This window comes from Sulfuricurvum sp., from assembly GCF_028688295.1.
In the GTDB taxonomy this organism is placed as follows: Bacteria; Campylobacterota; Campylobacteria; order Campylobacterales; family Sulfurimonadaceae; genus Sulfuricurvum.
The window spans coordinates 1-21,799 of sequence record NZ_JAQTYM010000037.1; the positions used below are offsets into that span (position 1 = coordinate 1).

At 43.4% G+C, this 21,799-nt stretch carries 20 protein-coding genes; 12 read left to right on the plus strand and 8 right to left on the minus strand.

The window, feature by feature from the left end:
• From PHR02_RS08570 to PHR02_RS08600, 7 genes are all read left to right on the plus strand, one after another.
• Positions 1 to 225 (plus strand): LPXTG cell wall anchor domain-containing protein (locus PHR02_RS08570; RefSeq protein WP_299991083.1); only part of this gene is annotated, 225 nt, incomplete at its 5' end.
• On the plus strand, positions 212 to 1,225 hold the full coding sequence (locus tag PHR02_RS08575) for a 4Fe-4S binding protein (RefSeq protein WP_299991086.1): 1,014 nt from the start codon (positions 212 to 214) through the stop codon (positions 1,223 to 1,225). The genes PHR02_RS08570 and PHR02_RS08575, both read left to right, overlap by 14 nt.
• A complete protein-coding gene (locus PHR02_RS08580; RefSeq protein ID WP_299991089.1) occupies positions 1,215 to 2,486 on the plus strand; it encodes a 2-hydroxyacyl-CoA dehydratase family protein in 1,272 nt (423 codons plus the stop codon). The genes PHR02_RS08575 and PHR02_RS08580 overlap by 11 nt, the downstream gene beginning before the upstream one ends.
• Positions 2,483 to 3,289, plus strand: a complete 807-nt coding sequence (locus PHR02_RS08585; protein ID WP_299991092.1) for an acyl-CoA dehydratase activase — start codon at positions 2,483 to 2,485, stop codon at positions 3,287 to 3,289. The genes PHR02_RS08580 and PHR02_RS08585 overlap by 4 nt, the downstream gene beginning before the upstream one ends.
• A 114-nt stretch (positions 3,290 to 3,403) precedes the next feature.
• On the plus strand, positions 3,404 to 3,847 hold the full coding sequence (exbB, locus tag PHR02_RS08590) for a TonB-system energizer ExbB (protein ID WP_299991094.1): 444 nt from the start codon (positions 3,404 to 3,406) through the stop codon (positions 3,845 to 3,847).
• A gap of 3 nt (positions 3,848 to 3,850) precedes the next feature.
• Entirely contained in the window at positions 3,851 to 4,243 is a 393-nt protein-coding gene (locus PHR02_RS08595) for a biopolymer transporter ExbD (RefSeq protein WP_299991097.1), read from the plus strand.
• A 10-nt stretch (positions 4,244 to 4,253) separates the two neighbouring features.
• Positions 4,254 to 6,335: a TonB-dependent receptor gene (locus PHR02_RS08600; RefSeq protein ID WP_299991099.1), complete on the plus strand. Its 2,082-nt coding sequence runs from the start codon at positions 4,254 to 4,256 to the stop codon at positions 6,333 to 6,335.
• A gap of 121 nt (positions 6,336 to 6,456) precedes the next feature.
• Here the strand turns inward: PHR02_RS08600 and PHR02_RS08605 are convergent, their stop codons facing one another.
• Both PHR02_RS08605 and PHR02_RS08610 read right to left on the minus strand, forming a co-directional pair.
• Positions 6,457 to 7,659, minus strand: a complete 1,203-nt coding sequence (locus PHR02_RS08605) for a hypothetical protein (RefSeq protein WP_299991101.1) — start codon at positions 7,657 to 7,659, stop codon at positions 6,457 to 6,459.
• Between the two features lie 11 nt (positions 7,660 to 7,670).
• Positions 7,671 to 9,011 carry a c-type cytochrome gene (locus PHR02_RS08610; RefSeq protein ID WP_299991104.1) on the minus strand — a complete coding sequence of 447 codons (1,341 nt, stop codon included), beginning with the start codon at positions 9,009 to 9,011 and terminating at the stop codon, positions 7,671 to 7,673.
• Between the two features lie 386 nt (positions 9,012 to 9,397).
• Here PHR02_RS08610 and arsC point away from each other — a divergent pair, with 386 nt between their 5' ends.
• Positions 9,398 to 9,742 carry an arsenate reductase (glutaredoxin) gene (gene arsC / locus PHR02_RS08615; RefSeq protein WP_299991106.1) on the plus strand — a complete coding sequence of 115 codons (345 nt, stop codon included), beginning with the start codon at positions 9,398 to 9,400 and terminating at the stop codon, positions 9,740 to 9,742.
• Here arsC and PHR02_RS08620 read toward each other — a convergent pair.
• From PHR02_RS08620 to PHR02_RS08640, 5 genes are all read right to left on the minus strand, one after another.
• Positions 9,739 to 11,376, minus strand: coding sequence for a methyl-accepting chemotaxis protein (locus tag PHR02_RS08620; protein ID WP_299991108.1), 1,638 nt, complete (start codon positions 11,374 to 11,376; stop codon positions 9,739 to 9,741). The genes arsC and PHR02_RS08620 overlap by 4 nt on opposite strands.
• A 74-nt stretch (positions 11,377 to 11,450) precedes the next feature.
• Positions 11,451 to 11,909: a nucleoside deaminase gene (locus PHR02_RS08625; RefSeq protein ID WP_299991111.1), complete on the minus strand. Its 459-nt coding sequence runs from the start codon at positions 11,907 to 11,909 to the stop codon at positions 11,451 to 11,453.
• Positions 11,902 to 12,483 carry a hypothetical protein gene (locus PHR02_RS08630; RefSeq protein WP_299991113.1) on the minus strand — a complete coding sequence of 194 codons (582 nt, stop codon included), beginning with the start codon at positions 12,481 to 12,483 and terminating at the stop codon, positions 11,902 to 11,904. The genes PHR02_RS08625 and PHR02_RS08630 overlap by 8 nt, the downstream gene beginning before the upstream one ends.
• Entirely contained in the window at positions 12,480 to 13,247 is a 768-nt protein-coding gene (locus tag PHR02_RS08635) for a M15 family metallopeptidase (RefSeq protein WP_299991115.1), read from the minus strand. Before PHR02_RS08635 ends, PHR02_RS08630 begins: the two co-directional genes overlap by 4 nt.
• A gap of 26 nt (positions 13,248 to 13,273) precedes the next feature.
• Positions 13,274 to 14,623: a TIGR00341 family protein gene (locus tag PHR02_RS08640; protein ID WP_299991117.1), complete on the minus strand. Its 1,350-nt coding sequence runs from the start codon at positions 14,621 to 14,623 to the stop codon at positions 13,274 to 13,276.
• 101 nt (positions 14,624 to 14,724) lie between these two features.
• On the opposite strand from PHR02_RS08640, the gene PHR02_RS08645 reads away from it, so the two are divergent.
• Positions 14,725 to 15,069, plus strand: a complete 345-nt coding sequence (locus PHR02_RS08645) for a hypothetical protein (RefSeq protein ID WP_299991119.1) — start codon at positions 14,725 to 14,727, stop codon at positions 15,067 to 15,069.
• Here the strand turns inward: PHR02_RS08645 and PHR02_RS08650 are convergent.
• Positions 15,023 to 16,354, minus strand: coding sequence for a sensor domain-containing diguanylate cyclase (locus PHR02_RS08650; RefSeq protein WP_299991121.1), 1,332 nt, complete (start codon positions 16,352 to 16,354; stop codon positions 15,023 to 15,025). The genes PHR02_RS08645 and PHR02_RS08650 overlap by 47 nt on opposite strands.
• 224 nt (positions 16,355 to 16,578) lie before the next feature.
• Between PHR02_RS08650 and PHR02_RS08655 the strand changes: the two genes are divergently transcribed.
• The 3 genes from PHR02_RS08655 (at position 16,579) to PHR02_RS08665 (ending at position 21,794) form a co-directional block, all read left to right on the plus strand.
• Positions 16,579 to 17,916 carry a diguanylate cyclase gene (locus PHR02_RS08655; protein ID WP_299991130.1) on the plus strand — a complete coding sequence of 446 codons (1,338 nt, stop codon included), beginning with the start codon at positions 16,579 to 16,581 and terminating at the stop codon, positions 17,914 to 17,916.
• On the plus strand, positions 17,898 to 20,429 hold the full coding sequence (locus PHR02_RS08660) for an EAL domain-containing protein (RefSeq protein ID WP_299991124.1): 2,532 nt from the start codon (positions 17,898 to 17,900) through the stop codon (positions 20,427 to 20,429). The genes PHR02_RS08655 and PHR02_RS08660 overlap by 19 nt, the downstream gene beginning before the upstream one ends.
• A 216-nt stretch (positions 20,430 to 20,645) precedes the next feature.
• Positions 20,646 to 21,794, plus strand: coding sequence for an OmpA family protein (locus PHR02_RS08665; protein WP_299991127.1), 1,149 nt, complete (start codon positions 20,646 to 20,648; stop codon positions 21,792 to 21,794).
• The last annotated feature ends 5 nt before the right edge of the window (positions 21,795 to 21,799 follow it).

Consider the following 21,799-nt stretch of genomic DNA (forward strand, 5'->3'; position numbering starts at 1 on the left):
TATGATGTTAATGAATCGGGTGTGTATGATGGGAAGCCGTATTCATCGGTACATTACGCGATGAGTATCCCCCTCTCGTTCGGCGATACCCCTCTCGAATACGAATCCAAAACATTAGCATTTGCTACCGTAATCGGGGTAATACTCGTCTTTTCTCTAGGACTTTATTACAATCGACGACGCAAGCGTAAAACGCCCAAGGAGATCTATTTTGACGAAGAATAAATTTAGTCTCCGCCGTGCCGTCAATAATATGAACCTCGTTCGGTTTCGGTTTTGGTTTCAGATCGTTGCGTTTGCCCTGATCGTTTACGGTGGATATATCGGACTCGATTTGGGCGATAAACTCCCGACATTTGCGTGTGTCTTTAACGGAGAGGGAACAGGGGGTAAATGCTATGTCGGTGAGCTTCAACATGATCTCAAAAGTACCTTTGATACCCTTGCCGGATATGCAGGGTATGCGTTTCTCATCTCTTTAGGTATGTTCGCAGTGTGGTTTTGGGTGTTGAATAAAGGGTGGTGCGGTTTCGTCTGCCCTCTGGGGACGATGCAAGACTGGCTCACGATGTTACGTGAAAAAACCAAAATCCGTTACAGCGAATACTCATGGGCGAATCGCGGGAAGATCAAAAGTATCAAATACATTTTATTGATCTTGTTGCTGCTTCTACCTGTGATGATCGCCAACTCGGTGTTTGGACTCCCGAAACTCCCTAACGGTCTCTCGATGCCGTTTTGCGATATTTGCCCAGGACGGATGATGATTCCGGCATTTACAGGGGATTTTAACCAGTTTTATATCGATTTTTCTTCGAAAACCGATATCGTCATGACCACCATCGGGATGATTATGACGGGGCTATTTTTGGTTGGATCGTTTATCAAAAAACGGTTCTTTTGTTATTTTTGTCCGATGGCGGCGTTGCAGTACGTTTTCTCGAAACCTGCACTGCTCAAACTTTACAAAGATGGCTCAAAATGTACCAAATGCGGCGATTGCTACCGTGCGTGCGATATGGATATTCTCGAAATTGCCGACGATGTGACGAGCAAAAATCTAGTCACCGAAGATTGTACCCTCTGTCTCAAATGTGTCGCGGCGTGTCCTGAGGATGGGTGTTTGGAAGCCAACTTCGCGGGGCTAACGATTTTCGAATCGACCAAAGAAGGCTTTCTTGTACGGATGGCTATGGATCAGAATAAGGAGAATCATGCACACTGAACACACGATTGAGACCTCAGCAGAGCGTCAAAACCGCCATAAAGCGATGGAAGCCATTGCTGTTTTGAACAGCTTGAAAGAAGATTTTAAATCTCCGATCCGCAGTATGGGCTATTTTTACGATTTGTTTGAAAAAGTCTATTGCAATCACCAACCGCTCCACGAGGGGAAAGCCAAAATCGGGACGATGTGTATCCAAATCCCCTCGGAAATCATCTATGCACTGGACGCTGTACCAATCCGACTCTGTAACGGGTTTTATACGGACGATGAGATCGGTGGTGATCTGTTGCCGCAAAAGTCGTGTCCGTTAGTCAAGGCGACGGTAGGGCTGTTTGCCTCGGATAATTTCTCCGATAAACCCGATATCACCTTTTCCCCGACGACGTGCGACCAAAAGACCAAAGCGGGAGCGATCATCGAGAGTTTGGGTCATTCCATTATCGATGTCGGATTTCCTCGTACCAAAGAGAGTGAAGAGAGTCGTCACTACTGGCGCGAGAGTGTCAAAAGTTTCGCCGTGAAACTCTCCAAATTTCAGGGGAAAAAGCTGACAAGGTCCAATCTGGAGAGTGCGATCAAAAAGGTGGGGTATGCACAATCGCTCTATCATAAGCTCACCGAATTTCGAAAAAACAAAGCGGTTCCGATTTTGGGTGTCGATATGTTTTTGGTCACCAACGCTTTTTTCTTTGACAAAATAGATGAGTGGATAAGTGCGGTCGAAAAACTGGTTTCAGAGTTGGAACAACGGGCGAGTGAGGGTATCAATGTGGCTGGAAAAGCGAGTCCGCGTATCGTCTATACCGGTTCACCGCCGATTTTCCCCAACTATAAAATCCCCCTTATTATCGAACAGAGCGATGCAATTATCGTCGCCGATGAGACGTGCAGTTCGAACCGTATGTTTAACGATATGGTGGCAGTGGATGAGTGGAATCTCTACGATATGATCGATTCGGTTTCGGATAAATATCTCAAAGCGTGTACTTGCCCGATATTCACCCAAAACGATGACCGAATCCGCAGAATCATCCAACTGGTGCGCAGTTACAGCGGTGATGGGGTGATCTATCAGGCGTTTGCGGGGTGTCAGGTGTATGAGATGGAACAGCGCAGTGTCTTGGCGGCAATGGAGCGAGAGGGTATCCCGATTCTCTACATCGAGAGCGATTACAGCCCCTCACAACACGGACAGCTCACGACGCGGGTTGAAGCGTTTATCGAGTCATTAAAAAATCGAAAGAGAATGAAAAAATGAGATATTTTGTAGGGATTGACATCGGATCTACCGCGATTAAAATCAGTGTTGCGGATGAGAATAAAAATCTAGTCGGGCATAAAATCAGTGCGAGCGGGAGTATGTTTTACAAATACGCCCAAGAGGCGTTGGCAGAGCTGTTAAAAGAGTTAGGTATTGATGAGCGCGAGGTGGTCTATACGGTGGCTACGGGATATGGTCGAAAGCTTTTTAAAGAGGCGGATGAAAATATCAGCGAGATTACCGCCAATGCCATCGGTGCGCAACAAGCCGCCAAAAGTTATGGCAATATCAAAACAATCATCAACATCGGCGGACAAGACAGCAAGGCGATTTCACTCGATGCCGAGGGGAATGTCGTCAATTTTGCCATGAACGACCGTTGCGCGGCAGGGACGGGGAAATTTCTCGACGTTGTGGCGATGAATCTGGAGATAGGGGTGGATGAGCTGAGTGCGTACCATTTCAAATCGGTGGGGACTCCTCTCTCGATCAGCAGTACGTGCGCCGTATTTGCCGAATCGGAGATTATCGGATTGCTAGGGAATAACCACAGCGTCGAAGACATCGTCTCTGGGGTTCACTACTCTATCGCCAAACGGATCGTAAAACTGGTGAAACGGGTAGGGGTCAAAGAGAACGTCTATTTCGACGGAGGACCTGCTCTCAATGATGGGCTGGTGAACGCAATCGAAAATGAGCTGGGGCATAAAATCTTTGTCCCTGAATATCCGCAGATCACGACATCCTACGGTGCGGCGGTGTTGGCGTGTGATGCGTTTTTGAGTGAATCGGCAAGTTAGAAAGAGTGCTGACATAACTCACCGTTCGCCCTGAGCTTGTCGAAGGGTGTACGGTTCATGGTTCGACAAGCTCACCACGAACGGAAAAGTAACATCAATAAAAAGGATAAGACAATGGAAAATAGCGGTTGGTTGGAATTTGCCCATAGTGCAATTGATTATGGGATTATCGGAATTTTAGTACTGATGAGTGTTGTCTCATTGTGGCTTTTTGTTGAGCGGATAATGACGTACGGCGGGATTCGAATCGAAACGTATAAAACTAAAGAAGAACTCGAACTTGATTTAGGAAACAACGTCAGCACGATCGCGACCATCGGTTCCAATGCACCCTATGTCGGACTTCTTGGAACGGTTTTAGGGATCATGATCACGTTTTACAGCCTCGGAGATGTGGGGGCAGTCGATCCGAAGAAAATCATGACAGGATTGGCTTTGGCACTTAAAGCAACCGCGATGGGGCTTGTGGTTGCTATCCCTGCTATCGTGTTTTATAACATTTTGCTTCGAAAGATGGAACGCATTGTAACTTTGTGGGAAATCAAAAACAAAGGGTAACTCATGAAAAAAATGAAGAGAGTTGATTCGATCAACGTCATCCCTTTTATCGATATTATGCTCGTTCTTTTGGTCATGGTACTCACTACGGCGACCTTTATCCGTACCGGACTTATCCCCGTTGATCTCCCCGATGCCAAAGGGACTGCGACGGAGCATAAACCATCGGAACTGAAACTCACGATCCAAAAAGACGGAACGTTGATGCTGGGAGAAGAGAAAACACCGATTACCTTGACTGATTTTGAACAAAGGGTTATTGCAGGGGGTAAAGAGATGACCGTCGTACTCTATAGCGATAAAGATGCGGCATTTCAAAATTTTGTGGGTGTAATGGATGTTCTCAAACGTCTGGGGCATGAACAACTCTATATCGTCACCGACAAACAAAAATAAGCAGGACAGTATGATGAATTATCGAACTATTCTTGCGGCTACCGCTATGATTAGCAGTGTGTGCGCGCAAGAGATTATTACCTTGGAAAAAATCCAAATCGCGGAGGATTATACCGCTATCGATGAGCGACGGGATAACTCTATCGCGAAACGGATTATCAAAGCAGAGGAGTTGACCCAGTATGGGGATGCGAATGCGTTAGAGATTCTCCGACGCACCCCCGGAGTAACGATTCCAAATGGCAAAGGACCCGCTAGCGCACCGGGTAAAGGATACACGGTGGTGATGATCGACGGTGAAGCGACTTCGACCGGAACCAGTAAAAGAGTTAGCCCACTGGAGCAGATTTCACCCGATATGATCGAGCGGATCGAGGTGATGAGCAACGGTTCGGCGGAGTACACTGCCGAATCGATGGGGGGGATCGTCAACGTCGTTCTCAAAAAACCAAAGGCGGAGGGACGAACCTCTGCAAAAGTGACACTCGGTGCTTACGGTGAGGATCTGAGCGAAACCGCGTATGTTCAACGAGAAGGGAAGCTCGATAAAGTTTCGTATTTGGTGAATCTGAACGCGTCTAATAATATTAAAGAAGATCGGACGGATATTGTAACCGATAAAACAGCATTGGATACCAATGAAGAGCGTGATGATCGGAGTAAAAATCGCTCCGTAGGTGTGCGCGCAAAGCTCAACTACTCCCCCTCCTCACGCCTTAAAATACTCTATGACGGCTCTGTGACGTTTAATCATAATAGTGACACTATCACTTCGACGACTATGACCGAAGGCTCAAGCACTCCAACGAACCGCTACCGAAGTCATGACGATGCGACCAACACGATGCTTTGGTCGGCATTGGGGGCGGAGCACCGATTCGGAGATGATATTTTTGAGTGGAAAGCAAAAATCCACTCCTTCGAAGAGAGTGCCGATTTGGAGTCATTATCGACCCCTTCTGCTAACAACCGAAAAAATCACGATTACGTCTTGAGTCGGTTTTACGGTCTTCAGGGGGATTATACGGCACTTCGAGATGAGCATTTTATGAAAGCCGGATTTGAACTCAAAAGAAGTGATCAGATTGATGAAACCACAAGGATTTTAAACGGGGTAGATGTCACTTCGGTGAACGATAAAATCCAGATGAAAGAGGACAAGCTCGCCCTCTATATCCAAGATGAATATACACTGAATGATTGGATCGTCATTACCCCCGGACTCCGTTATGAAACATTAAATAGAGACTATGGTGCAACGTCGAATCTAGGTTACTTCGCACCATCGCTACACGCACTGTTTCAGGTGACACCAACAGATAATATCCGTGCGAGTGTCGCTAAAACCGTCCGTCTTCCAAGACTCAGCCAACTATCGGCAAGTATCAATAGCAGTCTCGATGAAAATAGTATTCATCGCCCCGATGTGATCGGAAATCCGAATCTAACCGAAGAGAAAGCACTGAGTTATGAGCTTCGGTATGAACACTTTTTTGCTGATAAAGGCTTGGCGAGTATCGGCGGGTTTTATCGAACCATCAATGATAAAATCGAAAATGCCATCCGGTTTAACTCCGTATCGGGACGGTATGAGCAAACCCCTGAAAATGCAGGAGAGGGGTCATTATGGGGACTCGAATTAGAGCTTAAAAAATCACTCAAAGAGTACATCACAGGGTTCGGAGTTTTTGCCAATGCCTCGCTGCAAGACTCATCGATTACGAACACTCTAACCGGAGTCAAAAGAGAGCTTTTACAAACACCGAATTTTACCTGTAACCTTGGTTTTGATCACACTCTAAAAGGCTCTGAAATCACCTACGGAGCCGCTTATCGCTATGTCGGCGGATACGATGATCCGCAGGAGTATTTCATATCCCAATCGCAAAAAGGGTACGGTACACTCGATTTCTATGCCAATAAACGACTCAATAAAACGTTTAAATTACAGTTTAACGTGAAAAATATCACGGCTTCAACCGTAGAGACAACGTCACGTTTGTACGATGCAGGGGGAGCGATTACACAGACTCAAGTGGATAAAGAGCACACAAAACCACAGGTACTTTTATCGATTGAGGGGAAATGGTAAGGTAGACATTCTCACAAGAGAGCCTTAAATGGTGTGAATCTTTAAGGAGGTCGATTTTGCAGATAAGACTCTCGTGTGAAAACACCAAGAAGCCATGATTAGGCTTCTCGATAGATTTTTTTTAGACTCCCATTGTATTTTTAAACAAAGCAACCATGCCCCATCCAAAATACACTACGATCCAAAGAATAAATAGTGTTAATGACGCATTAGCGAGGCGGGATACGGCTGAACCTTCGGTTGCCGTATAGACACCTTCGGTTTTGCCGACTTTCCATGCCATGGTTAAAATAAAGGCGATTCCGGTAAATCCGAGGACGACGAATGTCAACAAGAACATGATAATGGTTTCCCACTCCAAATTCATCGGATAACCGTACAGATCGTATCCGATCCCCGACATAACGTTGTATCGGATCAGCTCTCGAACAGCTGAGATGAGTAGAGCAACAATCACCAGTATCCCCGTAGTAACGTAGCTGTTTTTATTGCCCATCGCCAGTACGAGAAGGACGACAACCGAAGCAACCGTAGCTAAGGAGAGAGGGTGAAACAAGAGGTTCTCTTTGAGCATCCATACGGCGAACAATGCAGCACTGATCACTAAACCAATCACTGCCATTTTAGTTCCCAAATTTTTGACAAATTCCAAATACTTTGGTTCGAAATCTGGACGGGTACTCAAAAATCGACTGTAGTTTTGCATAAAAATCCCCGTAACCGGAATCATCAAACTTACCATGAATCCAAGTCGGATAAGGTCGAGATGCATATTCCACCCTGCGTTATCAACAACACCGTTAGGTGCATACCAATCCATCCATTTCGTCGGCGAGATTGCTTCAACCGCAAAGTTGTGCATTAACACACCACAAAATACCAAGATAGCAAAAGAGATGATACCGATGAGGGTATTGGCAGATGAGCCTTTTTTGTTAGCGGATTGATACCAATAATACATCATGTACCCGATGACGAGTGCATAAATAAAGATGAAAACCCATGCTCCTGAGAGGGTGTTTGCCACATACCAACCAGAATCATAAATGACCTGTGTAAACAGCAGCGGGGCAACTCCCAAAACGATAAGAACCGAGACGCTGATTTTTCCCGTCATGATGAGGTGAGGGGTCAATATTTTCCAATACGGGTCACTTTTTTGTTGGGTGCTTCCGTAGATCGAAAGTCCCATAGAGCCGAGTGCCAACAAAACAAAGGCGGCGTGCAGAGCCCATGTTAAAACATAGAGTCCTTGAAAGACGACGGGATAAAACGGTATCCCCGCAGAGTCTCTCATTACATTTACGAAAGTTGAGATTTCCATTCTTTAGCTCCTTAATTCGCTTGCGAAGCGATGTAGGCCGCTATCGCATCATACTCTTCATCCGGAAGAGCGATTTTAGGCATGTAAGGGCTTGATCCTGTGCCGATTACATTTTTCATATAGTCTTTGATTCCTGCTTCGCCCATAGGTCCAGCAAGTGGAATAAGCGGTCGATAGAGCCCTCCCTTATCCAATGAATGACAGTTGGAGCAGGTAATGCGTGTTAGCAATTTTCCGACTTCGAGTTTGTTTTCAGGTGTAATAGTACGCAGACGTTCCGGTATCCAAGGATTGACTTTGAGTAACCCTTTGGTTGCGATGAGGTCTACCTCACTTTTAATCCCTTTTCCCGGGACATCACGTCCGATGATTTGATTGCTGTAGACGTATTGTCCTGCAACCCACGGTTTGCGCATTGTTTCACGTAGTTTTTCACCCGGCCAGACTCCCACAATACCGATGACGAACATCATCGTGATGGCGAGGGTTCGGCTGATCCATTGCGGTTTCATAATCGCGATAGAGAAATAGATCGAGAATAAAATAGCCAAAACAACACGGTTCATAATGATCGAATCTTTTGCCAATCCCAAAAGTGCATGAGCATTAGAGGGGAGCGTATCGATGTACCACATAAAGAAAAAGACGGTAACAAATCCCCCGAGCAAACTCACCCAACCCATCTTTTGGGTCAGTTCTTCAGAGAGTTCTTTGTTCTCTTTTCGCATCGCAGAGGAGATAATCATCCCGATGATCCCCGACATCATAATCATAAACCCGATCCGTAAAAACATGTGTGGGAAGGTGTTGGTGCCGAAAAATGCATCGCTGGCAGAGCCTGTCGTATAGTATGCTTCTGTCCCCGGCCACATCATGAAACTGATGATCCCGATGATCAATGCGAGAGTACCCACCGAAGCAATCGCAAAGGTATAGGTGAGTTTTAGATGGGTTTTGCGATCCACTTTATCCATAAAATAGATCAATGCAAAAACGCCGAGTACTTCGTAAACGAAAAATACCCACTCTGTAGCCCATACCCATACGAAGTTATGGATGAGTGCACTGATACCTCTGGGGCTGGCAGCTGTTGCCGTATACCAAATTCCCGGTCCTGTGATGGAGCCGATAACGTATGAAAAAATCAACAAAAACATTCCGTAGCGTTTCATATAATCATACAAATCGGTTCGATTCTCTTTTTGCGCCTTGTGGGCTAAAAATGCGAACAAAAGCGCGGCACCGACTGATGTGTGCGATGCCATGATATGTATAGCTCCTGTGAGCCCCATCAGCCAAGCTGAGCCGATATTTGGAACATAAAATAAGGGATAAAATCCTAACAGATCCATAAAATCCTCCTGTGATAGTAAAGTATTTGGGTATTTAAAAGAGGAAATATAGATGTTGAAAAAGAGTATCGAACATACATTTCCTGCTAGTAAATAGGGTGTGTATGCACGACAACGTCGGAGAAATGGCGTAAAAAAACGCTATAATTAGGGCGTTGCTATGCAATACGTTTTCCGTTCGCCTGAGAGGTCCAATTCATAGGGCGGGCGGAGTGTGTGTTTTCGCTTTCTCCTCCGTTTTTCTCCTTTTATTTTTTAATTGCGGTAATTTCCGAAAATAGGATTATGAGCTCTTAGTGTTAATTTTGTGTTAAGCAGTTAATGAAATAATTTAAGTTTTTTTTGATTTATACGATGGGTTATAATTCTTCTAAAAAAGGTCAACAATGACAACCCTATGGCATAACCCTAAATGTTCAAAATCGCGTGAAGCGTTAAAGCTACTAGAAGAGAAAGGGGAGATTTTTGAGGTTTTTAAATATCTCGATACCCCTCCATCGCGGGAAGATATTGTCGCTCTTTTGGGAAAATTGGGAGTTTCAGCTCGCGAATTGATGCGAACGAAAGAGGATTTGTACAAAGAACTTGGGCTTGCAAACGTGATAGATGAAGCAAAGCTTGTCGATGCATTGGCTGAAAATCCGAAACTGATTGAGCGTCCAATTTTAATCGAAGAAAATCGAGCGGTGATTGGTCGTCCGGTGGAGAAAACCATCGAGTTTTTAGGCTAAGTTCGGAATTTTTCTAATTGTTGATTGATATTGGCAGTGCTTTCGTCCAAACGAATCGCGACATCATTGATCTCTTGAATGCTGTTCGTATTCGAAGAGGCGATGGTGTTTAGGGTGTCTATTTTAGTCGAAATAATTTTCATTCCGGCAATAAGATTATTAAAATGTTCATTTGACTGATGGACACTATTGGCAGCAACTGCTATCAGCGTGGATGAATTACTAATAATGTTTTGAACCGTGTTAGAATCTTTGGATACTAGCGATACCGATACGGATGATGTTTCCATTTTTTGACTGCTTGCTATAATTGCATCGACTATTGTGTTGATGGTACTATTGATTTGAGACAAACTATCCTGCGTCCTCTCTGCAAGTTTACGTACTTCATCCGCAACGACTGCAAATCCTCGACCATGTTCTCCGGCCCGTGCCGCTTCAATTGCGGCATTGAGCGCTAAAAGATTGGTTTGATCGGCAATATCTCCGATAATGTTTAAAACTCCTTTGACCTGTTGCGCTTGAGATGAGAGGATCTGTAATTCGTTTGAAAGTATTTGTTGGGTTTGTGCAACGTTTTGGATATCGTTGTTCATACGTGAAATTTGAGCATTTGCTTGTAGCAAGTCTGTATTGGCTTCATCGATTTTTTCGGTAGTAAGACGTGCAGATGAGGTTGACATATGGACAATACTCTGAAGATTTGTGAGTTGTTCGTGTGTTAGGGCAATATCTGTCGTGCTGCTTTCAAGCCGTTGCCGAACAGCGTTAGCGACACTGTTTAGCTCTTGTGCGGTACTTCTGCTTTGGAAGGATACATTTTTAATATCGATCAGAATTTTTTGTAACTCGTCCATAGAACTGTTCATTTCGTTTGATGCGATTGAGAGTTCATCATTTCCCTTTGTTTTAATTCTCTCTTTCAAGTTACCGGATCTGAGATGGTGGATAATGTGAGAAAGAAGAGTGATTTTTTCTAACAAATCTCGTGTAATGATCCGCAACGTAAAAAATATGATGATCATCCCAAGAGGCATAACGATTGCTATCAACAGAAGAGTTTGTTTGAATTGTGTCTGGGCCTCATAATATAGGGATTGGGTATTCTCTAGCTGGATTGTGATCAAGGCATCGAAATGTTCCCCTAGCGGGACAAAGCTGAACGGAAAATCACTTTGAACTAAATCGAGAATTTCCATAAGATCTCGATTGCTGAGGGCTGTTTCGAGGGAACTCATAGAGCGGTTGGCGCGTGAAACTTGCTGTTTTGCCTCATCGAGGTGAGTGCGTTCTTCTACCGTTTTAGGTGATTTAAGATAAATAGCCCATTGGGTATTAAATTGTTTATGCGCTTCTTGAATTGTTTTTAAATCAGCAGTGTAGTCTCCACGTCCCTCAGAAATGAGTTGGGCTTTAGTTTGTATAACGTTGATCATTGCATGTTTGCATTGGCGTAATTGATCGAGCGGACGGAGACTTTGATCATTGATATGTGTTAGCGATGCATTGGATAAGAACATTCCAATAATACCGATGCTAATTGCAATAATAGCAAAGAGTTGCGTTGTCGCTACAATGAAAGTAATTTTTTGTCGGATTGACATGTGTCTGAAGAGTGAAAATGGCAAGCTCATAGAAATACACCTTAAAAAAAGTATATCAGTCTAAAGGATATAGGTTACAGAATCAAAACGAAAAGATTACAGAATCAATACAGTGTACGGTTATTTTTATCAAGCCATTGCCGGAACAGCTCTTTCCCTTTTGCAGCATCAATAGGTCGCAGATCGAGAGAGGATTCGGGATGGAGGATCATTTCGTAAAATACTCGATCATCAAATCCCCCCTCAGCAGCAGCATCCATCGATGAAGCATAATAAACGGTAGGGATACGTGCCCAAAATATTGCTCCCATACACATCGGGCAGGGGTAGCAGGTGGTATAGAGGACGCAGTCGGAGAGGTCGAATTTTCCTAAAGCACGAGAGGCTTTTCGGATAGCATTGATCTCAGCGTGGGCGGTGGGATCGTTGGTTTTTAGAACTTCGTTATGGGCGGAGGATATGATCTTACTGTCTCGAATAATGAGGGCACCAAAAGGTCCTCCCTCATTTGCATTCATCCCCTTAAGTGCCTCTTTGAGAGCTGACTCCATCCAGTTATTCATTGCTACTAAGTGTATCCTCTTCGACAAAACGATGTTCAAAATTAAAGATATTCATCTCGATAACAAAGAATGAGAGAATCCATAAAAATGCATCATAAAAGTCGAGTGCTTCCCCTTGGACTCCCCATGTAACGGCAAAGACAAACAGTGCTCCATAAAGAGCAAATTTAATGATATTACGTGCCGTCCATTCACTTTTGCCATAATGCCCTGGGAAATAGATATCGTATTGCAACACTAATATGACGAAAATCCATGTCAGAGAGTTGACAAAGTCGAGCCATTCGGCATCAGCAAAATAGCTGTAGCATGAGAATAAAACAACACCGTAGGCAAAAAAGCTCAATACACTGATAATCCCTTTCTCGATGAAGCTCCAGCTCTCCTCTTTAAGATAATGGGTTTCCCATTCGAATAGGGCTAGGATTACAACCCATGCAGCCGTTTCGATTGTTTCGGTAAAGGTACCATTCATTGCAAAGAGATAAATATTAAAGGTTAACAGAGCATATATCATGTACTTAAAAAGGATAAATTGCCCTGTTTTAGAGGTAAAGAGACGATGTGCGGTCATTTAGGTATTTCCTTGCAAGAGGGTGCAAGAAGTTCGGGGCGGTATTCGAAATGCATTGTGTCGTAGTGGTACCAACGACCTCCCCAAATAAAGCCGTGTTTTTCGAAAATGCGGACGATGGAGAGGGGCATGGTGTTTTTGTAGCCGATTTTAGCGGTTTCAGAGGAGGCTTCGTCTTTCCAGTACTGGGTGGTGTTTGGAGCGAGATCGATCGCAATACCGTAGCTATGCATGGAGAGGCGGTCGGTGTCTTTGATAACTCGGTAGCAATAGGTGGCTGCCACCTCTGCCCAGATACGATCCGCTTTAGGTAGACGAGCGATCTCTTGGCCGATGGCATAGAGTTTTTTGTTCACACCGTCTACTTTGCTCACTTGAAGTTTTGTTTTCCCTTTGAGTGTCGGCCATTCGATGGTTACGAGGTTCTTTTCGATAGCTTTTTTATCTTTGCCATACACTGCTTGGAAAAAGGGCTGATAACGCAACCGTCCAGGATCGAAGAGATACGCAGGTGGAGTTTCAAACCCGCCTGCATCATAAGGTTGCTCAAGCTGTGTTGCGAGATCAGCATGGTTGATCTTTTCATCCCACGAGCCTTTAGATGTGTCGGTATGGTAGGGAAAGCGTGTTCCATTTTTTAAAACGATCCCCTTTTCATCGGCAGATTGGACGAGGTTTGGGTATCCCTCGACGTAGCATTGGGGGCTGGCAACCAAGAGGGTGTACGCTAGGGTTAACGCGATCGAATATTTGAAAATGCTCATAAAATACTCCTAAATAGAGTGATATTTTAGCGAATAATGATGATGACCGCATTATTTTTTGTGCGCATTTTTAACCATGACTCTATTTTCTTGTGTTCCTCTTTTGATAAACGTTTTGAGGCTGTGGCATTGAGAACGAGGGTGCTTTGGTTGGAATCGGAAGGGTAGCTTTGGGACAAAACAACATTATGAACTTTAGGGAATAGGGTTTCAAGTTCATTAGGAACATCGCTAAAAAGGCTACGCAGGTGAATCCCTTCATTATGTAGTTCTTGGAGTTTGGCGATGGTCTGATCTTTACTTTGGAGGGCGGCTTGGCTGTTTTGGTAGAGATCTGTAATAATACCTGCCTTGAGAGTGGATAGATCGACTGCAGTGTTTTCCCCATTTTGGTAAACGATTAAGGTTGCTTTAGAGAGTCTTTGTTCGGAGAGTTTAGAGCGAATCTCACTGATTTGCTCTTGTGATATATGCTCTCCGATGAGAAAAACTTTGATCTCATTTGTCTTTGGGTCAATGAGTATTTTTGCGACATTAGTGGTTTTGAAATCGAAGGATTCGTTTACAAAGTGGGAGGCATTGGCTTTAAATACCTCTTCTCCTACTAGTCTGTACGCTAAATAAGAGCTTGGTAAGAGTGTTAGGATGGTGACAATGATGATGTAGCGTTGAGCCTTAATTGCTCGCTGTGAATCAACGTATTTCTTTTCGGCAACGTTAAAAATCCTGATGATAATAAATGAAGAGAGTGCGATAAAAACAAAATTAATCGTGTAGAGATAAAACGCTCCGAAGAAAAACTCCCAATTGCCGTTTGCCAGTCCAAACCCTGCGGTACATAATGGAGGCATGAGCGCTGTAGCGATGGCGACACCGGGAATTACGTTCGATTTTTCTTTGCGAGTAAGTGCGACAATACCTGCTAATCCCCCAAAAAGACCAATAAGTACGTCCCAAGCTGTTGGGGTGGTTCGCGCTAATAGTTCAGATTGGACGGTATCCAAAGGGGAAATAAGAAAATAGAGGGTTGAGGTAAGAAGGGCGATAAAGGTTGCAAACACGAGACTTAAAAAGGAACGTCGAATCAAGGTAAAATCGTTAATCCCTGCCCCGTATCCTATCCCCATAATGGGTCCCATTAATGGTGAGATGAGCATGGCCCCGATGATAACGGCAGTTGAATTGACATTGAGACCGATAGAAGCGATAAAAACAGCAAAGATCAAAACCCAAAGATTGGTTCCGCGCATATCGATTTCACTTCGAACTCGATCATCAATAACGTCATCTTCTGCTTTATCTTCCGCAAGAGAGAGGCGATCTTTTATAATCTCTTTAAGGTTGAGCCAAACTCTATGTTCGTGTAGTTCGTTCACGATTTTCCCTTATCTCCGATATCATTGGATTCTATTCTATTTTTCACGATCGATTCACACTGGGATGTCATTATACTCTATCTTAACTCTAGGAGTTTCCTATGAAAACAATCAAACCTTGGTTCGCGGTTATGAGCGCCGCACTTATCATAACGTCAAGCGTGTATGCTTCCGGTGGACATGATCATGGTCGAGGGTATGCCTCGCCTAAACATATGAAAATGTCGAATAACTATCATAGCAATCGCCATAGCAATGGGAATTGGGTTGTCCCATTGGTTATTGGAGGGGTATTGGGATATGTTCTCTCGGAACCCAGACGCGAATCGGTAACCTATGTTTCGAGTGTTCCGGTTGTCTATAACCCGCAACCAACATATCAAGAGCAATGGGTTTATTTTAGTGATTGTGATTGTCAGCGGAAAGTTTTGGTTCCGGTACAATAAGGTATTTGTCTTTTTTAGCAACATACATTGCCGTGTCTGCCGAACGAATCAAACTCTCTTCGTCGGTGGCATCATCAGGATAAAGTGCCATTCCGACACTAGCGCTTGGGTAAATTAGTGTTTCATCTTCTATTTTGATCGGTTCGGCAATAGCAGTTTGAATCGTATCAAAAATCGTCTCTAAATGGTTTTCTCCTTTAATATCTTCGATAATTACAATAAATTCATCCCCGCCGTATCGGCATACTGTATCAGTATTACGTAAACAAGACTGCAAATTTTTGCTGATATGTCGTAGTAATATATCGCCTGCTTCATGCCCATATTGATCGTTAATCTGTTTGAAATCGTTGAGGTCGATAAAATAGAGGGCAATCTTATGTTTAGTTCGCTCAGATCTGGAGATGGCGTGGGAGAGACGATCTTTCATCGTGCTGCGATTTAGTGCTCCGGTTAATTGGTCATATTGGGCTCGGTAGGTGAGGGCATCAACGTGAGAGCTAAGTGCGGTGATATCATGCAGATTGGCGATATAACTTACTAAGCGATTATGGTGATAGATAGCGGTGATGGTAACACTGAGGACTTTATTTCTCCCATTAAAAGATTTATTTATTTTCCCTTTCCATGTTTGTTTAGCATTAAATTGGGATTTGAGTGTACTAAAAGCAAAACGATCTTCGAACAAGAAGGTTCCGATATGATTACCATAGACAGTATCGGGATCGCTGATACTTAGAAAAAAGAAGCTTCGGTTTGCAAATTCAATAAACCCTTTTTCATTAGTATAAAAAATGGCATCGCCTGCACCCTCTAGAGCTGTGGAGCGTTTGTGCAAATCATCGAGGGTTTTTTGGGAGACGGTGATGTCTTGCGCCATACATAAAATCTCTCCGTCTGTCCCTTCTAGGCGGCGATTACGCCATTCGCAAAAGATCTCTTTCTCTTGGTGGGTGATGTTATAGTTTTTTGAATGGCTCAGCCCTTGTAGGGCTGCTTTATTCAGAATAGATTGGACATGTACTTTATCAAATTCAGGGACTAAAAAATGGATGATATCTTCCCCTAGCGCTTCGTCATGTTTCCAGCCAAAAATGATTTCAGCCGTTTCATTCCACTCGATAATTTTATGGTGTTTATCGATAACGATATGGACAACCGGAGAATCGTTAAAAAATTGTTGATAGCGGCTTTGACTTTGGAATAAGCGGCGATTGAGAAATATAGAATGTACTACCCATAGGGAAAGTACGATTATGAGAGAAATGATTGCTAAAAGTTCCATTTTAGAGATTAGTTAAGAGATAAAACGTGTAACTAAAAAGGGAACAATGCAACCGAAAATAGAGGCAAGGAACAGGCGGGAACTCATGGGAACAGGCGGTATCCTTTGTTAATTTTTGTATTATATTGCGTTTTTTATTATTTTAACATTAAGTGATTTACTAAAAGTTCTATTTTTTGAGATATCAAGCGATATAATAAAGAGAATAAAGAGGAGGTGAGTTGATGTTTTTCCCTACACTTGGTCTGATTGCGACAACAAATGTGATAACAGCTAGTATCCATCATACGATTCAAGATGCCCTGAATAAAATGGATTTTCATAATCATCGCAGTATTGTCGTTGTAAATCAAACCCTCCATCATATTATTTCTACAAAAGATATGATCCGTTTAAAATTAGAGGGGGTACCGTTTTCAACCCCTCTTTCTCTGCTTTCACTTCGTCTTTTGCCGATGATTGACAAAGAGAGTAACATTGTTAATGCCCTCAATCTTACTAATGAAATCGATGAACATATTTGTGTTTGCAATGCGGATGGTAGTTTGTATGGGCTCGTGACCAACAGTGATATTCTTGCTAGTGTCGATCCGCAAGTAATCCTCGACTCACTTCAAATCGCTACGATTTTTGAGAAAAAATACGGTTATAAAAGTTTTTCACCTGATACCTCAATGGATGAAATTTTGGATTTTATGAAAGATTCTCTGAGTGACTGTGTAATCTTACAAGAAAAGGGGGAAGCGGTTGGGATTCTCACCTCCAAAGATGTCCTGCGCTTTATTGGAGATGGGAGACAGGAAACTATAAAAGTATCCGCCATTATGTCATCTCCGGTTGAGACCCTAAATCAAAAAGCATCGATAAATGAAGGGTTGGAATATCTGCGAAAACGCTCTTTTAAGAGAATTGTTGTGACTGATGATGATGGACATGTGACCGGGATTGTAACCCAACAAGATCTGATTTCCCGAACCTATCTTAAATGGTCGCAGTTGATGCAGGACCATTTTAAACAGTTTGAAGAGATTACTCAAGTCCTTCAGCAAAAGAATAAACATTTGACGCAACTCGCGACCAAAGATCTTCTCACTGAGATACACAACCGTCATATGTTTATGGAGCTTTTTGCCAAAGAACTTTCTCAGTTGAAGCGCGAGAGTAAAAAACTAGCATTGGTGATGATGGATCTGGACCATTTTAAGCAGATCAATGACAAGCATGGACACAATATTGGTGATTTTGTCTTAAAACATTTTGCTTCTTTGGTGAGTACTTCGGTTCGTGAAGGTGATCTTTTTGCCCGTTGGGGGGGAGAAGAGTTTGTTTTATTGTTACGCAATGCTGGGTGTGAAGAGGGCTATGGTGTAGCTGAAAAAATTCGCTTTCTTCTCGAAACCAAAAAATTTGAAGGGGTCGGACAGGTGACGTGCAGTATCGGAATTACCGAAGTGATGGACAGCGATACCCTAAGCAGTGCTATCGAGAGGGCAGATGGTGCGATGTATGCGGCAAAAGATGCGGGACGTAACTGCACTATTACATGCGAGACGAAGGAATGAAACTCATTACCCTAAAGTCGGTTATTTCAGAATCACCTAGAGCATTAAGCGGCAATAATACTATAGCGAATGCTCTGGAGATGATGACAGAGCTTTCGATTAGTTCGATTATTATTGTAGACGGATTAAATCATCCGATAGGAATTTTTACAGAGCATGATGCACTGAGGGTTGTTGCGGATCTGATTAATGTTGAGACTCCGTTGGAACGTGTTATGACAGCAGATCCTTTTTGTGTTGAGAATACTCTCTATTTGCACGATGCCTATGCACTAATGGAGGAGAAAGGGTATCGTCATTTAGTTGTGGTTGATGAGGTTGGGCTATTTGCAGGAGTGGTAAGTGAGGGGGATTTTCTCCGTCATATCGGGTTTGAACAACTAGGAAAATTCAAAGTTGTTTCGGAGGCGATGAGCAGTTCACCGCTTATCGTAGCACTCACTACTCCTCTTGTTGAAGCGGCAGCAGCGATGGCGGAACGTAAATGTGATTACGCTGTGGTTCTTGATGGTGCTCATCCTGTGGGGATCATAACGGAGAGGGATATTGCTCACGGGTGTTCTCAAAAAGATATTTGGGATATGACAGTAAGCCAGCTTCTTCATCGTGATTTTCGTCTCATTCACAAAGAGATCCCTCTTCAAGAAGCAGCGGCTCTCATGGAAGCACATGGGATACATCAGCTGATTGTCGTAGATGAAGCCAGAAATCTGGTCGGATTGTTGAGCCGTCACGATGTTCTTCATGCAGTGCATGGAGCTTATTTTGAATATTTAATTCGTGTAATTGATCAAAAGAATGAGACCATTACCAAAATAGGTGAGCGAAAAAAAGAGCTTCGAGCTGAGAAAGAGTTTATTGAGCAGAATGCGTTGAAGCTTCGGAAATTATTTGAAGCTCTTCCTGATGGAGTGGTTTTAATCGATTCGAAAACGATGAGAGCGGTTGAATTTAATCGTGCGGCGCATGAGCATTTGGGATACAGTAGTGAGGAGTTTGCTAACCTCTCTATTTCTGAATATGATGCGGTTGAATCGATGCATGAAACACAGCGTCGAGTAGAAACCATAGCACAAAGGGGACGAGATAGTTTTGAGACTAAACATCGGGCTAAAAATGGAAATTTAGTTGATACATGGGTGAATGTTGTTGCGATGAATCTCTCAGAACATCCCTACATGATAGCTGTTTATCGAGACATAACCGAACGAAAGCGCTACGAGGAACAACTCGAAACATTGGCCAATTACGATCCTCTGACGGGTTTGGCAAACCGCACTTTGTTGCAGACACATCTGCAAAATGCGATTATTCAGGCGAAGCGGCATAAGACACAGATTGCACTTTTGATGTTCGATTTGGATCGTTTTAAAGACATCAATGACAGTTATGGACACAATGCGGGGGATGAGCTTCTTCAAATCGTTGCCCAGCGGTTCTCCTCACGTTTACGCGAGGGAGATATTATCAGTCGCTTAGGTGGGGATGAATTTGCGGTAGTTCTCGAACATTTATCACGTCCTGAAGACGCCGGACGGTTGGCTGAAGAGATGATTATGGCATTGGGAGCAGAGTATCGTCTCTCTAGCGGCGCATTGATCCATATCGGTTCAAGTGCAGGTATTGTTTTATTTCCCGATCACGGAGATGATGCCTCTGAACTTTTACAGCATGCGGATGCTGCACTTTATAAAGCAAAATCTGAGGGGCGGGGGAGTTATCACTATTATACGGATGAGTTGACTGACTCAGCGCGTAAACGGATCGAATGTGAAACACGTCTTCGCAGGGCTATTATCAATCAAGAATTCGAGGTTTTTTACCAGCCTCAAGTTCATATCGCAACAGGGCGTATTGTAGGAGCTGAAGCGCTCATTCGATGGAACTGTCCGGTGCGCGGGAGAGTTTCTCCGGTTGAATTTATCCCGATAGCCGAAGAGACGGGGTTGATTGGAGAAATCGGTGAATGGGTACTTAATGAAACGTGCCGACAGGGAAAAATTTGGCTAGATCGTGGGCATCGACTGACGTTGGCAGTGAATTTATCAGCTCATCAGGTACGTCATCAAAATATCCCTTTGATGGTTGAACGAGCCCTTAAAAAAAGTGGTTATCCTGCAGATCGACTCGAGTTAGAGCTTACCGAGAGTGCATTGATGCAGCGTGAGGAGGAAGCGGTTGAGATGCTTCATGCCCTTCGTGCTCATGGGATCCGTTTGGCAATTGATGATTTTGGTACGGGGTATTCGTCACTCTCGTATCTGAAACGATTTCCAATCGATGTATTGAAAATTGATAAAAGTTTTGTGGATGATATCCCGTTTGAATCTGATGATATGGCAATCGTTACAGCGATTATTGCAATGGCTCAGGCATTAGGATTTCAGGTTCTGGCTGAGGGGACGGAGCGAATTGAACAGATTGATTTTTTACGGGAAAAAGGGTGCACGATGTATCAGGGATATTTTAAAAGCCCGCCGGTTTCAGCAGAGGCTTTTGAGGCGTTATTGTAGGGTATTGACGTACTCAGCGATGGATGTACGATAACACTTGTTCCGAAAGTGTAACTCATTTATTTAATGATATTTGGAATATTGAGTACCCTAGAGTTTTGCACCATCTGCTGCTATTAAGGCAGAAATCCCGATACTACTTAAGAGTCAATTTTTTCTTTTAACCGAGGATTGCTTTAGGATAGTGTATTATTCCTGTATTACAGTGAGGTGATAATGCAACGTAAAATAGCAATCGGACTACTAAGTATAGGGCTAAGTTGGACACATTTGTGTGCAGATGTATCTGAGATGATTTTTTATCCTCAGGCCGATTTTTCGGAGGGGATTTTTCATTTTAATTATCAAGGTTCCAAAAATAAAAATTATGGATTTATGTTTGATCGGGGATTTGATGCCAATCGGATTGTGTATGTTCGACCGGAAGAGCATTTGATCGAAAAATTAAACGATGGGAGTATTAAACTCTCATTTGCAAATACTGACCGTTATTCCTATGTGCAGCGCGCTTATAGAGATGATTTTTTGGTCTCCGAAGAGAACGGTGTTTATAAAATCCTCCTTAGTGGAGGTGATTGTAAAAGCAGTCCTAATTGCGTGACAGCTGAAAATATTCTTACTGTTAATATTCCTAAAGGGTACGGTGTCCGTAAGTACCAAGGGCTGGATCAAGACCTAAAACCTCTCAAAAATCCGATATGGCTGAATAAAGGCAATGTGTATACGCTAACGGCTCGTGATGTCAAAGGTGCTTGTGTGATGATGGAGGTTGAAAAGCTCAAAATGGGGCAAGTGATAACGCCGATTGCGATTACTGCTAATCCGATTAAGATTGCAACTGCGATCGAAACACCTAAACCTCCACGCTTGGTCCCTCCTCCAAGTGAGGTAAAAACAGTTGTTGCGGTTGCTCCTGTGACTAAAATTATGGCACCGGCGATCATTTCAACTTCTCCAATTCTCAAGAGAGAACCAAAAGTTGAAAAACCAGTGATAGTAGCTTCTGAGCCTGCCACTTACTTTCGAAATTTTCAACTCTTTGATAATCGGGTCGTTGCCCTGAATGAAGCAGGGAAAACGCGTTTGGATGAGTGGGCAAAACTCTTCAAGCAAAGCGGTAAAAAGACGATTATTATTAATTCATACACCGATGACATTCCACCTCAACGACTGAAACATCTTTATGCAACCAATGAAATTATTGCTGAAGCGCGAGGCAAACTGGTATCAGAGTATTTGAGTTCTCAGGGGATTGATGCAAGTGTCATTACTGTAAACGGGATGGGAGATGCCGATCCGGTAGCTTCAAATGCAACAGAAGAGGGGCGTTCGAAAAATCGACGAATCGAGTTTGTTCTCAATTAATACAT